The following is a 14,401-nucleotide window of genomic DNA, read 5'->3' as shown; positions in this document are numbered from 1 at the left end:
CCGTTGCCGTTCTTGTATGGACGTTTGCCAGTCTTTGGGCGATCGCACTTTTTTACCTGCTTAGTCTAAACTCCAATTACAAAGGTATGGGTTTCAGGCTGGTTGTTACCCCCCCAGGGGTCGAACATAATCTACACTTATGTTTTACTAAAATTGAAGCAGGAAAAACTCATATTTAACGTTGGTTGAATATATCCCTCGCTCTTGTTATTGATTTGCGATCGCTTATTCAGCAAGCCCTACTTAATATTAAATATCTAAACCCGTGACTGTTAAGTCGGGAGGATGTTCGACAACAAACTGGTAATATAACTCTTGCTTTGCTTGCGGCGGCAGAGACATTATCCATTCTAGCAGTCCCATTTCACCTGCTACTATCTTCGGATTAGTGAGAGTCGATCGCACTTTAATTTGTTCATTGCGACTGACTGGCAATTGCTCTTTTAGTGTCAGGTGTACCTGCACCTGATGCAAGTTTGTCACATTTAAGCGATAAGCGTAACTCATGCGCCGCTGCTGACAGATCAGTTTTTTATCTACTTGTCTTTCCACTAATTCGCGATCGATTTTCAACCCTTCATCAATTCCTAAATTCAGCTTAAATTCGGCACCAGGTGAAATATTATCCAATGGTACAGTACCGACAAAAGTGTTGTCGCGAAAGATATTTGCCTTACCAGGTAGCAGAGTTGCGCCTGTCAGCGGATTCACAACAACTGCTTGCAAATAGGCAAAACTGACTAATCGCGGAACGGCTATATATTCAGGTTTAAATGGATAATTTTCGCTGAAAATAGTGACTTTGTGCGGCGTGCCGTCGCTGGGAATGTTGGTATTTCCGCCTACTTGAAATGAAACAGTTCCGCCTTCTCTGGAGACTTTGGCTGTGGCTGTTTCAGCTTGTATGGGTGCGACTGCCATGTCGGGTGTAGCGCCTGCAACGTCTTCAAAGAACATATCGTTTACGTCTACATCATAGTCTGATGAAACGCTAAGAGGTTGCTCTAATTCGGCTTTTTGGGATCTGCCTCTACGGCGTCCAGGGTATAAACCATCGATGTACCAAGGTTCTAGTTTTGGTGGCAAAGTTCCCATTCCCGGTTTTGCTGTGGATAAAGTCAGCCCTACTCCCGTCCAATCTTCCCCTGTATTTTGATTGACTTCGGCTAAGTAATTGAGATTAATTTGGTTTTTGGTAGTGTTGACTCGCAAGTCGTAAAGGGGAGTCCAGCGGGCTCCCATGACTACATAGGAAACTTCTAGTTCAAAATTGCCGGTGCCACTGGGTTCTATGGCAACAATGATGTTAAAACTTTGCTGAGAATGGGGAGTTTGTACTTGCCGCAACTGCTGCAGCAAAGCTTCTATTTGCTTGTCTAATTCGCGCTGCTGTTTTTCGTGCTGGGCGATCGCACTTACATATTTTACGTAATTAGTTCCTAAAAAGTTGAGCAATTCGCCAGTTTCGTTTAAACCTACCTGCTGTTTGGCGATGCTGCTGGAAAAGAAACCGACGCTTTTTTCGCTCAAATCTTCCACAAATTTGAGCTGAATTTTTCGGGCGGTTATTTTGTCGTTAATTCCCCGTCTTTGGGTTTGTAATTCCTGAATTTGTTGGGTTAATTCGGCAGTGCGATCGCCTACTGGTTCGCTGCTAAACACTCTTTCGGTTCGCACTCCCAGCAATCGCACTGCAACCGTACCCGCACCCGTAGCCCTGACTGACTCTGTTTCGAGGGTTGCGGGAACAGAGGCGATCGCCAATTCTCGCTCGTTTCCCGTCAGAGATACCGTACCGCGCCGCGTCACCAAAGCGCGATCGGTATAAACTGTAACTTCTGATATGCTAGTATTTAGTGTTTTAATGGTATCAGAATTAAGTATTTCTGAGTCAGTCATTGCCAGTGGCTCCTATTTAATAACCGTTTAGTCGATCGAGCTATTTCAAAAATAGTTTATTTGTCAATTTTCCCGATCGCCTATTCCTCTAGAAAATTCCTCAAGCGCTTCCAAAGGTGAAGCAAATAAAATGCAGCGTTTCAGCAAAGATAAGTCTAACTCAGGCAGCATTTCGCTGCTAGTAATGCGATCGTAACCTTCCTCTCGCAGATGGTAAAGCTCTAGAGTGCCATCTTCCCAAAACCAGACTTCCGGGACTCCCATCAGTCGGTATTTCTGAAGTTTAATCGGACTACCGCTAGTGATAACTACCTCAATACACAGATAGGGAACATCTTTAATACTTCCGAAACAATAAGACAACTCTGCTTGATACTCTACTTGCTCTTCGACAATCTGACTGTAAATACCGCTGAGAAAAAATACCATTCTTCTTGGCAGAAAATACTGTCCCGTAAGCAAGCCCATCAAACACCTAATCGCTTCATGCAACCTTCCCGTACCGACAATTTCTAAAACTCCCTCACAATAAAATAAGCGTACATTCGGCACGTCTTCAAACCCAGCTTGAATAGCTTTAAATTGATGCCATGTCACACCGGGCCAAGTGAAACGTTGTTCGATTGCGGGAGAAGTGGTTGGATTGTCTACAGTTTGAAGCATGATTGTTTGATTGATGTTCAAAATGGTAGCGCGGGAGTGGGCGGGTTTATGAGTTTACGAAATCGTTAGTTTTAGGAATTGATAATTAGTAAAACCCGCCCCTACATTTAATTTTAGCTCAGTGGCTGGATTCCTGCCAAATCCAAAATTTGAGGAATTAAATCTTCTCGTTTGACAGCCATCATGTGAACTCCTTGACAAATCTGCCGCGCTACTTTGACTTGTTCGGCAGCAATTTTTATACCTTCCTGCAAGGGTTCGGCAGCTTTTGCCAAACGGTCGATAGTCTCTTGTGGGATGTGAACTCCCGGCACGTATTTTTGAATAAATTCAGCATTTTTAGCTGATTTAAACAAAAATATTCCTGCTAAAACTGGCTTGTTGCAGCCTGCTGCAACGTGGTGCATAAACTTATCCAAAACTTCAAAATCTGTAATTAATTGACTCTGAAAAAATTGTGCTCCCGCCTCTACTTTTTTCTCGAATCGACTTTGCAAACCCGACCAACTGGGGCATTGCGGATCGACTGCTGCACCTACAAATAAATCAGTAACTCCGTCGGTTAAAGGTTTGTCATTCCAGTCTTGGCCACCGTTCATTTTTTGAATAACTTGCAATAGCCGAACTGATTCCAAATCGAATACGCTTTTTGCTTTAGGATGGTCGCCCGCTTTGACGGGATCGCCTGTAAGTGCTAATACATTGCGAATGCCTAAAGCGTGGGCTCCCATGAGATCCGCTTGCAGGCCAATTAAATTGCGATCGCGACAAGCAACTTGACAAATTGGCTCTATTCCGTGCTGCACTAAAATCGCCGAAACTGCTAGCGGGCACATTCGCAAAACTGCGCGACTCCCGTCTGTGACATTAATTGCGTGAACTCTGTTTTTGAGGCGTTCAGCCATTTGAATTGTGTGAGTTATGTCGCCACCTTTTGGCGGGGCAACTTCGGCGGTAATTATAAATTCTCCGGGGGTGGTGCAGGCTGTGCGAAAACGGTTCATGATTATTTGTCTGTTATTGGTTATTTGTTATTTGACTGTTGACTGTTGACTGTTGACTGTTGACTGTTGGCAGTTGTTAGTGGGCAGTTGGTAGTTGTCATTCTTAACAAGTAACCAAGAACAACTAACAACTAACAACTAACAACTAAACAGGTAAAGAATAACCCAAAGCGGTCTTAACCTTAGTTAGAGTTTGATTAGCAATAGCTTCTGCTTGTTCTCTTCCGCGACGTAGTACAGACTCTAAATATCCCGGATCGTCCATTATTTCTTTGTATTTATCCTGAATTGGCTTGAGGGCATTAATTGCCGTCTCTGTCAGCAGGGGTTTAAAATCTCCCCAACCCATGTTTTCACACTCTGTTGCTACTTCTTCCTTAGATTTGCCGGAAAGCAGGAGATAAAGTGTCAGCAAATTTCTAGCTTCGGGGCGATCGGGGTCGTCAAAAGTCAAACCCCGCACGGCATCTGTTTTGCAGCGCTTGATTTTTTTGGCGATCGTATCTGGCGAATCCAATAAATTAATTCGACTTTGTTCGGAAGGGTCAGATTTCGACATTTTGCGCGTGCCATCTGTCAAACTCATTACCCTCGCACCGTCAGTCCGAATTAAGGGTTCGGGAAGTTTCAATACTGGCTTTTCGGGTGTGCCGAATTGGTGATTTAATCTGATGACAATATCGCGGGTGAGTTCCAAATGCTGTTTTTGGTCTTCTCCCACTGGCACTTTGTCGGCATCGTAAAGCAAAATGTCTGCTGCCATTAACACTGGATAATTTAGCAAACCGGCATTGACATTTTCACCTTGTTTAACTGCTTTTTCTTTAAACTGAATCATATCTTCGAGCCAGTTAATCGGCGTAATGCAGTTGAGCAGCCATGCTAGTTCTGTGTGCGCCGAGACGTGGGATTGCACGAAAATAGTAGAATATTCTAAATCGATCCCGCAAGCTAAATAGAGTGCGGCGATCGTGTAAGTGTCGGAGGCTAGAGTTGCTGGATTGTGCGGTGCCGTAATTGCGTGCAAATCGACTACGCAGAAGTAATTTTCGTACTGACTTTGACCTTCTACCCAGTTGCGAATGGCACCCAGATAATTGCCGAGGTGAAGATTGCCGGTTGGCTGAACTCCAGAAAGAACGCGCTGTTTGCCCATGAGGAAAGAATAGAATTGAACTCACATTTCTATATTGACACGTTATTTCAATTTCAGAGCCTCTAATTTTCTGGCTGTTGACTGTTGACTGTTGACTGCTGACTGCTGACAACTGACAACTGACAACTAACAACTAACAACTGACAACTGACTAATTACCAATCTGTCAGCAACCTTGCTTTGCGTAGAACAAAGGTCAGAACTGTTTCTTCGCCGGTAATAATATCGGCTCTGCCTTCCATTCCCGATTGAATCGAATACTGGCGGGGGACATTAGCCTGGGAGTTTCCGAAGAATTGGCCGTTGGCGGATTTGAGTTTTGTTAAATAAGTTTGTTCGGGCTTAATTGCCACTTCGTAATAAGCTGTACCTAAATTATTAGTGGGATTTTGAGTGGCGATCGCATCTGGGGCGATTTCGCTGACAGTTCCTTTTAATGTGCCGTAATCGGGGAAAGGCAAAGCCGAAATTCTGATCTGTACGGGTTGGCCGATTTGGATGCGGGCGATGTCTTGGGATGTTACCTTGGCTTTGACTACCAGGGGTACGTCGCTGGGGACAATTTGGGCGATCGCGCTGCCGGCTTGTACGGTTTGACCAGTATTTCGTACTTCCAATCTGAGAATTGTACCATCAGCGGGCGCGCGAATTACGCTATTTTCTAGTTTTAAGCCAATTTGATTTAGTTGTTTTTTAGCTTGAATTAATTGTTGTTGAAGAGACGATCGCTTAACGAGCAAAACCCGCCGACTTCTGCCCAGTCTCTCGGCGACATCTGGCAGCGATGTGGCGAATTTTACTAAAGCGGATTCGATTAATTCCTGTTGGGCGGAACTTTCACTTTGGATGCTTTTAAATTGGGCGCTGGCCAAAATTTGATTTTCTAAGTCGCGCAGTTGCTGGTTGATTTGCTGTGCTGCTGTTTGAGATTGATTAATTATTTCTTGTAACTGCTGTTGTTGAGCGCCCAAACGCGAAGCATCTACAACTGCGATCGCATCTCCTTCTTTTACTGTCTGATTCTCGCTGACAGCAATGCTTTCGACGGTTCCTTCGGTTGCGGCTTGCACGACGCGCACTTCTCCGGCGGGACGGACGATCGCGTCTGCTTTGACTGTAGCGCTGTATTTGGTGACGCTAGCGAGGGCGATCGCACCGCCAAAGGTCGCCACCATCAAAATGCCCCCCAAAGTCGTCCAGCGGCTGACAGGGGGCAAAAACTGGTCGTTATCAAAGGTTTCAGCGGGTGTGGCTTCGGGAGTGAGAGACATGGCGGCAAGGGGGAGAGGGGAATAGTTTGGAGTTTTGAGTTTTGAGTTGGGGGAGAGGGAGAGCTCTATCGCTTATTTCTTTTGTCACCTTTACTCTCACCTTTCCGGAAACCAAGAATAGGTTTAGAAGTCTAAATCAAAATTCACAGGGTAAAGGTAAAAATCCGCACAGCTTTGCCGTTGCCACCCACAAACTTAGCCAAATATCAAGAGGAGTGAAGTCAGCGGGTCACTGTCATGAAAATACGGCGTTTCCGCAATGAGTTTTGGCACTGTTACCGGGTTTTTCCTGTATGCGTAGGTAGTAAGTAAGTACATAGGTATTAATAGGAGTTATTTATGTCAGAAAATCAAGAAGGTTCACTCTTCATCGAAGTAACCGATGGAGAATCTGCTACTGTCAACGGTGGCAGCATTACCACTGGTGTTAGCGGTGCCAAAAGCAACAGCGAGACGGATAACAGCAGCAACTATGGCGTCAATCTGCTGTTTTTCCTGCCGCAGCCTAGCCAGCTTTATCAGTACAATCCGAACAGCGATCGCACTTACAGAACCCTAGTGGTTTAGATAGCTGAGTCAAGTTGTGCGATCGAGTAAATTTGGAAAATTTCTCCGTAATATTCCGGAGGTCGCACAGCACTACAAGAAGTATTACTCAGTATTCACACGATGCTCTAGAAATTCGATAAGATTTCTAGTTTCCCTTCAATTCTATTAAGTTAAACGGAGTCCAATCATGAAAGAAACAAAGGACAATTCACTGTTTGCTGAACTCACCCCTGAAGAATCAGCTAGCGTCAACGGCGGTCACTATTATGCCAATGGAGACAATTGTCACCGGCAGCGGCGCAGTTGGGTCGTGTACCGCCGGAATTGCGACGGTTCATACAGAAGAGTAGTCCGCTACGCCTACTACTAAAGTTTAGTGCTAGTCAATTCAGATCTATAACTGTGGAATCGAGAAAGCACCCATAACTTTATGGGTGCTTTTTGCTGATTGGGTAGTTGGTGATGAGTAATCTTCTTTATGCTCTACCATTATTCATTTTGCAAAATGTTAAAGAACATCCCTTTGATCGGCAAAATGCCATTATTTGGACAAGTTAACAGGTTTAAGAAATATCAGGTTGTTCTCCAGCAGAGCGAAGAAGATTGCGGGGCGGCTTGTTTGGCTTCGATCGCGAAATTTTACGGACAAAATTTTACTATTAGCCGCTTGCGAGAATGTGCGGGCACCGGCCAAAAAGGGACGACTCTGCTGGGCTTGAAACAAGGTGCTGAGGCGATCGGCTTTAATGCTCGATCCGTGCGAGCTGCGGCTGCTATTTTAGACCAAATTGAGGAAGCGCCTTTACCGGCAATTATTCACTGGAGCGGCTATCACTGGGTTGTTTTGTACGGAAAGCAGGGCGACAAATATGCGATCGGCGATCCGGCTGTCGGTATGCGCTATGTTTCTAAAGCAGAATTAGCAGCAGCTTGGACAGATTGGCTGTGCTTGCTAGTAGAACCCGATGCTGAGCGGTTTTTTGCGGCAGCAGACGGTCAACCGCCCGCTAATTCGTTACAAAAATGGATGCGCCGGATTGGGATTTATCGCCCGATTTTAATGGAAGCATTTTTGCTAAATGCAGTGTTGGGTTTGCTGTCGATTTCTTCGCCTTTTCTAGTTCAAATGCTCACCGACGACATCCTGGTGCGGGGCGACAGACAACTCCTGGCAAGCGTGGCGATCGCAGTTATAGTTATGAACCTTTTTAGCAGCAGTTTGGGATTGGTACAGTCCAACTTAATTGCTCAGTTTTCCCAGCGTTTAGAATTGGGATTGGTGATGGAATTCGCGCGCAAATTCCTGCGATTGCCTTTGAGTTTTTACGAAACCAGACGCAGTGGCGAAATTGTCAGTAGATTACAAGATATCCAAGAAATAAATAAATTAGTTTCTCAAGTCGCTATCAGCTTACCAAGTCAATTTTTTATAGCTGTAGTTTCTTTTATTTTTATGTTATTCTATAGCAAGGAACTGACGTTAGCAGCTACAGCTATAGCTCTGTTAATGACTGCCTCTACAGTGGTATTTCTGCCCGTGTTGCAGCAAAAAACGCGCAGTTTATTGGTGTTGGAAGCAGAAACTCAAGGCGTTTTAGTAGAAACTTTTAAAGGCGCACTGACGGTCAAAACTACTAGCAGCGGTCAGCAACTTTGGGAAGAATTTCAAACCCGTTTCGGTCGCTTAGCAAATATCACTTTTCGCACTACACAAATTGGCATCCTCAACAATATATTTTCTGGTTTTGTTGCCTCTGCTGGCAGCATTACTCTGCTGTGGCTTGGTAGCGGTTTGGTGATTGACAAGGTATTGAGTATAGGTCAGTTGCTAGCGTTTATTAGCATGAATCAAAACGTTACTACTTGGGTGAATTCGCTAGTAGGATTTACTGATGAGATGACTCGCGTGCAGACAGCAACTCAACGGCTGTCGGAAGTCATCGACGCTGAACCGGAAACTAAAGACGATACGAATAAACCTTTCGTAACAATTGAAGACCGCGACGGTATTGTTTGCAAGGGTGTTAGTTTTCACTACCCCGGCCGGCTTGACTTGCTGGAAAATTTTTCTGTCACATTTCCCGGCGGTCAAGCAATTGCTTTAATCGGCTATTCCGGCTGCGGAAAAAGTACGCTAGCAAAAGTAATTTCTGGTCTGTACCCGCTGCAATCTGGTAATATTAGAATTGGCGGTTACAACTTACAGGATTTGTCTCTCGACCGTCTCAGGCAGCAGGTAGTTTTGGTTCCTCAAGAAGCGCATTTTTGGAGCCGTTCGATTCTAGAAAATTTTCGTTTGGGCAATCCAGATATCAGCTTTGAACAGATTGTTAAAGTCTGCAAAATTGCGGGGGCGGATGAATTTATCAGCCAATTGCCGGATAAATATCAAACTGTTTTAGGGGAGTTTGGAGCAAATATTTCTGGCGGACAAAGACAAAGATTGGCGATCGCCCGCGCCATTATCAACAACCCACCCGTATTGATTTTAGACGAATCTACCGCAGGGCTTGACCCTGCAAGCGAAGCGGAAGTTTTAGAACAATTGTTGATGTACCGGCACGGGAAAACGACGATTTTTATCAGTCACAGGCCGCGAGTGATCGATCGCGCCGATTGGATTATCATGTTAGAACGCGGCCGATTGAAACTGCAAGGCTCGGCTGCAAAATTGCGATCGATTCCAGGAGACCATTTAGAGTTTTTGCATCCTTGAGCGAGTTAATAAAACAACAGGTTTAAATCTGTCGCTACACAAACAACACTGGGAGCATCTCACTTTTGCACCCTACGCCAACCCTCCCCGAACCCGCGGGGAGAAAGTAAGAAATTCACAAATGATCCGAGGATTGCTATATCGTTGGCGGTTGCATCGGAATCATAAAATCGAGTCAACAGTTAACACTCAACTATTCTGTTTTTCGACCCGCCCGTCAACAGTCAACATTTATGATGAGTGCAACCGGAATTGAAATCTCTCACGACTAATAATTTCTCTAAGATTCTTGAGCCAAAGTACATCGATCGCACAATCCAAAAAACTCCAAAGTGTGATAATAAATCTTGAAAGAATGAGATTGTTGTAGTTGGCTTTCTAAGTGGTGGACGGGGCATTCGTCGATCGTAATTGACGCGCCACATTCCAGACAAGTTAGGTGGTGTTGGTCTTGGTGGGCGGCACCGTAGAGAGACTCGCCACTAGCGAGAGTTCTGACGTGAACGAACCCCTCTCGCTTTAAACCGTCGAGGGAGCGGTAAACGGTTGCTAGGCCCATGCTTTGGTCGCTGTTACGCAGTTCTAAGTAGATATCTTGCGCTGAGAGCGATCGATTCAAGTGCTTGAGCAAGTGTAAAATACGCTCCTGACTGCGGGTGCGGTTGGTTCTCATAATTTTTTTGTGTAATCTGCTGGAATCACATCTGTCCCTATTTCTAGGCTATCTTACTTGGGCGAACCAAATGGCGATCGGCGCGCAGCTCGGTTGTAGAATACAATGGGGCTAACTTTCACATCACCTACCGCAACATTCCCGTGACTCAGAAATATCTTGCCCAAATCTATGTTACCCTCCGCCCTTCTGTTTTAGATCCCGCCGGAACAGCCGTACAGTCTGGTTTGCAACACATGGGATACGACAATGTTGAGGGCGTTCGCATCGGGAAGTATGTTGAATTGACGCTGACTGCTGCTGGTGAGTCGGAGGCCCGTGAACAACTCGATCGCGTTTGCGACCAACTTTTGGCCAATCCAGTGATTGAAAATTATCGCTTTGATTTGACTGAAATTCCTGTTGCTGTGGAGACAGCGGCGGCATAAATGCGATCGCCCCTAGGGTGTTTTTAAACCCGGAGATCCCCCCTAACCCCCCTTAATAAGGGGGGGACAAGAGTGTTCAAACTCTCTATTAAAAACGCGAGGACAAGAGCATCCAAAGTCTCTGTTAAAAACGCGGGAACTCGGAACACTCAAAGTCCCCCTTCTTAAGGGGGATTTAGGGGGATCGAGACTTAGATACAAGCGAGATATACAGACGGTTTTAGCCTTAAGGTGAAACCAATTCCTTCTTCCTTCTTCCTTCTTCCTTCAGCTTATGAAATTTGGAGTTATTGTTTTTCCGGGTTCAAATTGCGATCGCGATGTGGTATGGGTGACTCAAGGGTTACTCCACCAACCAACTCGCATGATTTGGCACGAAGATACCGATATTTCGGATATTGATATCATTGTAATTCCCGGTGGTTTCAGTTACGGAGATTATTTGCGGTGCGGCGCGATCGCCCGTTTTTCTCCGGCGATGCGGGCTACTGCGGAACACGCGAAACAGGGCAAACTTGTACTGGGTATTTGCAACGGTTTTCAGGTGTTGACTGAAGCTGGTTTGTTGCCCGGTGCTCTGGTGCGGAATGCGGGATTGAATTTTATTTGCGATCGCGCTTCTTTGAAAGTCGAACGCGGTAATACTCGTTGGACTGCCGCTTATACTACGGGTGAAATCATCGATTTGCCGATCGCCCACGGTGAAGGCAACTATTATGCTGATGCGGATACATTAGCAGAACTAGAAGAGCACAAGCAAGTGTTGTTTCGCTACTGCACTCCGGCGGGCAAAATTAGCGATGCTGGGAATCCCAACGGTTCGTTAAATAATATTGCCGGTATTTGCAATCGCCAAGGCAATGTGTTAGGAATGATGCCGCATCCTGAACGGGCATCCGATCCGATGTTGGGCGAAACTGATGGGGTGAAATTGTTTCAAGGGTTGTTGATGGCAAGTGTTGCTGCTGTTTTGTAGTTGCAATATTTGTCTCTGATTTGATGAACAGGCAAGATGCCTGTTCCACAGTAGATTAAATTGATTGTGGGGTGGGCATCTTGCCCGCCCAAAATCAACAGGCAAGATGCCTGTTCCACAGTAGATTAAATTGATTGTGGGGTGGGCATCTTGCCCGCCCAAAGAAATACAATTTAGATGCGGGACAGCTTACCAACTTTTGAAAAGAAGAATATTTATTTTATGCCACTAATGGACTTAGCTAATTTTAAAACTAGGGTAATTGGATGCAGTGCGGTGATGGCTATTGGACAAGTTATTTCAAATGCGATCGCCAATCCGGCAACTCAAGCAGCAGCGGGTATTATCGGCGGCCCGATCGCACTTGGGGGAGTTTCTATCTTAGCAGCGATTGCTGGTAGTATCGCGGAGACTATGGCCGCTGATGAACTGGCAAATCGGATGACGGAACGGTTGAGCAAAAATCCGAGGATTCTCGATAATCACGATTTGATTAAGGCGGCGGGTGAGGCGATCGGCTATATTTTAAGAGAGGTTGCGAAGTCCGATCGCCTAATTGCGATCGCCGAAACCAAAAATTTGCCTTATCCAGAAACAGCACTCAGTCAATTAGCAGAGAAAACTCCTGAATACTGGCTGGATATTAACACGAATACAGCCGACTTGTCAAGGGGTTTAAATATTTCCGAAGACCAGTTAACCAAGATTTTTTCTGCCGATGCCGAGGAGTTCGATCGAGTTACCGGATTGACAACGGCAGATTGGGCAACTTTCCTCAACGAATTCGCCCGGCGTGAGGGGAAATCCTTCGATGCGGAAATTGTGGAATTTGTCGCGGACAAGCTGTACGCAACTTTCCCGAAAGCGTACCGCCAAGTGCTGAAACTGGATGCGGCGAAGGGAGGAGAAAAGTTTGCGGAGATGCTGTTAAATCTGCACCAAATTGCTTTGGCAGAACTCAAAGATTTGGGGCTGCAAAATGGGGAAATTCTGCAAAAGTTGGAGGCCGTAGCGACTGGGCAGCAGATTTGTCAAGTGATGGGGAAATTGGAATCCATAGAAATTGGCATCCGATCCGATTTGGGGCAAATTAAAACATCACTGGAACGATTTGTTGATACTTCCGCGCCCCGATTGCCGCTTCCCTACGAGTGCGAAACGATTATTCAAGACCGCACTCAAGACTTTACCGGCCGCCAATTTGTCTTTGAATCAATTATCGAATTCTTGCAGAAAAATCCCAAAGGATATTTTGTTTTAGAAGCAGATCCGGGTGTCGGCAAAAGTTCAATCATGGCAAAGTTAGTGCTGCTGATGAAGCGGCGCTGTGTTGTCCATTTTAACTCGCAATCTCAAGGCACGGTTAAGGCAAAGCAATTTCTGGAAAATGCCTGCACTCAGTTAATTCAAGGCTTTAAACTGGATTACCCAAAATTGCCCGAAAATGCAACTACAGATGGCAATTTTCTCAGTCGATTGTTGGGGGAAGTCAGTGCTAAATTGGGCGGGAAAAAGTTAGTTTGTGTTGTGGATGCCCTCGATGAAGTCGATCGGAGCGATCATGGGCGTGGCAGCAATGTCCTCTATTTGCCAGATGCTTTGCCGGATAATGTTTATTTTATTGTCTCGAAGCGACCGGAATCTCTGCCTTTGCCAAATCATCAGGTTTTTGATTTGATGCAGTACAGTGCAGAAAGTTTGGCGGATGTCAAGCTTTATATTGACAAACGCACCAGCAACAGCGCATCAATTCAGAATTGGATTAACCGTCAAAATTTGCAGCGAGAACAGTTTGTGGCGGCGGTGGCGGAAAAAAGCCAGAATAATTTTATGTACCTGCGCTATGTGCTGAATGATATCGACAGCGGCAAGTACAGCGATGTGAATTTGCAAGATTTGCCCAGGGAGTTGGAAGGATATTATGACAAGCATTGGGCGCGGATGGAAATGGCGGTTAAAGATAAAGAATTGCGCCGCCGGAAGTTGAAGGTGATTTATTTGTTGACGAAAACTCGCAAGCCTGTTTCCTGCGATATTTTGGCGGATTTTGCTGAGGAAGATGCCTTAGATTTGCAGGAAGTTCTCGATGATTGGGAACAGTTTCTGCGGCGCAGCAGCGACACTCCGCCGGATTACAGTATTTATCACGCGAGTTTCCAAAGATTTCTCCACCGAAAAGATGTGGTGCAGAGGGCTGGGGTGTCGCTGCGGGATATTGAAACGGCGATCTCTGATAATTTGTGGGAGGATTTGTACGGCGATGGGTAACTTTAAAGAACGGTTGGGGAAAATGTCGCCGAAAAAGCGGCTTTATGCTTTGGAAACTCTGCCGGGGCATTTGGCACAGAGTGTTCAAGGGGAACGGCTGCATCAGTTGTTGACGGATTTTGATTTTATTGAGGCGAAGTTGGATGCGGTGGGGGTTCAAGCGTTAATTGAGGATTACGATTTGGGGAGAAGTTCTGATGTTTTGCTATCGCCGGAGCAAACGGAAGCGCTGAAGTTGATTCAGGGGGCAATTCGGAAGTCGGCGCACGTTTTGGAAAGGGATAAAACGCAATTGGCAGGGCATTTGTTAGGCAGGTTGCTAGATTTTGAAATACCTGAGATTCGATCCATGCTAGAACAACCTAAGCAATCGAAAAATTGTCTTTGGTTCCTGCCTTTAAAGGCTAATTTAGAACGGGCAAATGAAGGGGCATTGCGGACACTTACTGGTCATACTAACTCGGTAACAGCAGTGGCGATCGCATCAGACGGCAAAACCGCGATTTCGGCTTCATGGGATAAAACCCTGAAAATCTGGGACACCGAGACAGGCCGGGAACTGAAAACTCTTAGTCATACTAACTCGGTAACAGCAGCGGCAATCGCACCCGACGGCAAAACCGCGATTTCCGCTTCAGACGATAAAACCTTGAAAATCTGGGACACCGAGACAGGTCGGGAACTGAAAACTCTTACTGGTCATAATGACTGGTTAACAGCAGTGGCGATCGCACCCGACGGCAAAACCGCGATTTCCGCTTCAGACGATAAAACCCTGAAAATCTGGGACACCGAGAC

13 protein-coding genes are annotated in these 14,401 nt (G+C 45.7%); 7 read left to right on the top strand and 6 right to left on the bottom strand.

The window, feature by feature from the left end:
• Window positions 1-249 precede the first annotated feature (249 nt).
• The 5 genes from QUB33_RS23885 to QUB33_RS23865 form a co-directional block, all read right to left on the bottom strand.
• Window positions 250-1,899 carry a mucoidy inhibitor MuiA family protein gene (locus tag QUB33_RS23885; RefSeq protein ID WP_333355243.1) on the bottom strand — a complete coding sequence of 550 codons (1,650 nt, stop codon included), beginning with the start codon at window positions 1,897-1,899 and terminating at the stop codon, window positions 250-252.
• A 63-nt stretch (window positions 1,900-1,962) separates the two neighbouring features.
• Entirely contained in the window at window positions 1,963-2,562 is a 600-nt protein-coding gene (locus QUB33_RS23880) for a Uma2 family endonuclease (protein WP_333355240.1), read from the bottom strand.
• 113 nt (window positions 2,563-2,675) lie between these two features.
• Window positions 2,676-3,566, bottom strand: a complete 891-nt coding sequence (locus QUB33_RS23875) for a methylenetetrahydrofolate reductase (protein ID WP_333355236.1) — start codon at window positions 3,564-3,566, stop codon at window positions 2,676-2,678.
• Between the two features lie 145 nt (window positions 3,567-3,711).
• Window positions 3,712-4,722, bottom strand: a complete 1,011-nt coding sequence (gene trpS / locus QUB33_RS23870) for a tryptophan--tRNA ligase (protein ID WP_242725297.1) — start codon at window positions 4,720-4,722, stop codon at window positions 3,712-3,714.
• Between the two features lie 155 nt (window positions 4,723-4,877).
• Window positions 4,878-5,993 carry an HlyD family efflux transporter periplasmic adaptor subunit gene (locus QUB33_RS23865; protein ID WP_333355233.1) on the bottom strand — a complete coding sequence of 372 codons (1,116 nt, stop codon included), beginning with the start codon at window positions 5,991-5,993 and terminating at the stop codon, window positions 4,878-4,880.
• A gap of 339 nt (window positions 5,994-6,332) precedes the next feature.
• On the opposite strand from QUB33_RS23865, the gene QUB33_RS23860 reads away from it, so the two are divergent.
• From QUB33_RS23860 to QUB33_RS23850, 3 genes are all read left to right on the top strand, one after another.
• Complete coding sequence (locus QUB33_RS23860) at window positions 6,333-6,560, top strand: secretion protein HlyD (RefSeq protein ID WP_333355230.1); 228 nt, start codon at window positions 6,333-6,335, stop codon at window positions 6,558-6,560.
• A 169-nt stretch (window positions 6,561-6,729) separates the two neighbouring features.
• On the top strand, window positions 6,730-6,912 hold the full coding sequence (locus tag QUB33_RS23855) for a hypothetical protein (protein ID WP_333355227.1): 183 nt from the start codon (window positions 6,730-6,732) through the stop codon (window positions 6,910-6,912).
• A 135-nt stretch (window positions 6,913-7,047) separates the two neighbouring features.
• The gene (locus QUB33_RS23850) at window positions 7,048-9,258 is read left to right on the top strand and encodes a peptidase domain-containing ABC transporter (RefSeq protein ID WP_333355224.1); all 2,211 of its coding nucleotides are present in this window, start codon (window positions 7,048-7,050) and stop codon (window positions 9,256-9,258) included.
• A gap of 280 nt (window positions 9,259-9,538) precedes the next feature.
• Here the strand turns inward: QUB33_RS23850 and QUB33_RS23845 are convergent, their stop codons facing one another.
• Complete coding sequence (locus QUB33_RS23845; protein ID WP_333055475.1) at window positions 9,539-9,931, bottom strand: Fur family transcriptional regulator; 393 nt, start codon at window positions 9,929-9,931, stop codon at window positions 9,539-9,541.
• A gap of 143 nt (window positions 9,932-10,074) precedes the next feature.
• Here QUB33_RS23845 and purS point away from each other — a divergent pair, with 143 nt between their 5' ends.
• The 4 genes from purS to QUB33_RS23825 form a co-directional block, all read left to right on the top strand.
• Window positions 10,075-10,359 (top strand): phosphoribosylformylglycinamidine synthase subunit PurS, encoded by a 285-nt coding sequence (gene purS, locus QUB33_RS23840; RefSeq protein WP_333162017.1) that lies wholly within the window; start codon window positions 10,075-10,077, stop codon window positions 10,357-10,359.
• A gap of 274 nt (window positions 10,360-10,633) precedes the next feature.
• Window positions 10,634-11,335 carry a phosphoribosylformylglycinamidine synthase subunit PurQ gene (gene purQ, locus QUB33_RS23835; protein WP_333074590.1) on the top strand — a complete coding sequence of 234 codons (702 nt, stop codon included), beginning with the start codon at window positions 10,634-10,636 and terminating at the stop codon, window positions 11,333-11,335.
• A 222-nt stretch (window positions 11,336-11,557) separates the two neighbouring features.
• Window positions 11,558-13,603: an ATP-binding protein gene (locus QUB33_RS23830; RefSeq protein WP_333355219.1), complete on the top strand. Its 2,046-nt coding sequence runs from the start codon at window positions 11,558-11,560 to the stop codon at window positions 13,601-13,603.
• Window positions 13,596-14,401, top strand: an 806-nt coding sequence (locus QUB33_RS23825) for a WD40 repeat domain-containing protein (protein WP_445299555.1), incomplete at its 3' end; no start/stop codon positions are given. The genes QUB33_RS23830 and QUB33_RS23825, both read left to right, overlap by 8 nt.

Origin of the sequence: Microcoleus sp. B3-A4 (assembly GCF_036705385.1) — a bacterium.
Classification (GTDB): Bacteria; Cyanobacteriota; Cyanobacteriia; order Cyanobacteriales; family Microcoleaceae; genus Microcoleus.
This window is presented reverse-complemented; position numbering and strand designations above follow the sequence as displayed.

Excerpts from the sequence above, each read along its gene's own strand:
- QUB33_RS23885 (WP_333355243.1), bottom strand. The coding sequence starts at position 1,899 with ATGACTGACTCAGAAATACTTAATTCTGATACCATTAAAACACTAAAT.
- QUB33_RS23880 (WP_333355240.1), bottom strand. The coding sequence starts at position 2,562 with ATGCTTCAAACTGTAGACAATCCAACCACTTCTCCCGCAATCGAACAA.
- QUB33_RS23875 (WP_333355236.1), bottom strand. The coding sequence starts at position 3,566 with ATGAACCGTTTTCGCACAGCCTGCACCACCCCCGGAGAATTTATAATT.
- trpS (WP_242725297.1), bottom strand. The coding sequence starts at position 4,722 with ATGGGCAAACAGCGCGTTCTTTCTGGAGTTCAGCCAACCGGCAATCTT.
- QUB33_RS23865 (WP_333355233.1), bottom strand. The coding sequence starts at position 5,993 with ATGTCTCTCACTCCCGAAGCCACACCCGCTGAAACCTTTGATAACGAC.
- QUB33_RS23860 (WP_333355230.1), top strand. The coding sequence starts at position 6,333 with ATGTCAGAAAATCAAGAAGGTTCACTCTTCATCGAAGTAACCGATGGA.
- QUB33_RS23855 (WP_333355227.1), top strand. The coding sequence starts at position 6,730 with ATGAAAGAAACAAAGGACAATTCACTGTTTGCTGAACTCACCCCTGAA.
- QUB33_RS23850 (WP_333355224.1), top strand. The coding sequence starts at position 7,048 with ATGTTAAAGAACATCCCTTTGATCGGCAAAATGCCATTATTTGGACAA.
- QUB33_RS23845 (WP_333055475.1), bottom strand. The coding sequence starts at position 9,931 with ATGAGAACCAACCGCACCCGCAGTCAGGAGCGTATTTTACACTTGCTC.
- purQ (WP_333074590.1), top strand. The coding sequence starts at position 10,634 with ATGAAATTTGGAGTTATTGTTTTTCCGGGTTCAAATTGCGATCGCGAT.
- QUB33_RS23830 (WP_333355219.1), top strand. The coding sequence starts at position 11,558 with ATGCCACTAATGGACTTAGCTAATTTTAAAACTAGGGTAATTGGATGC.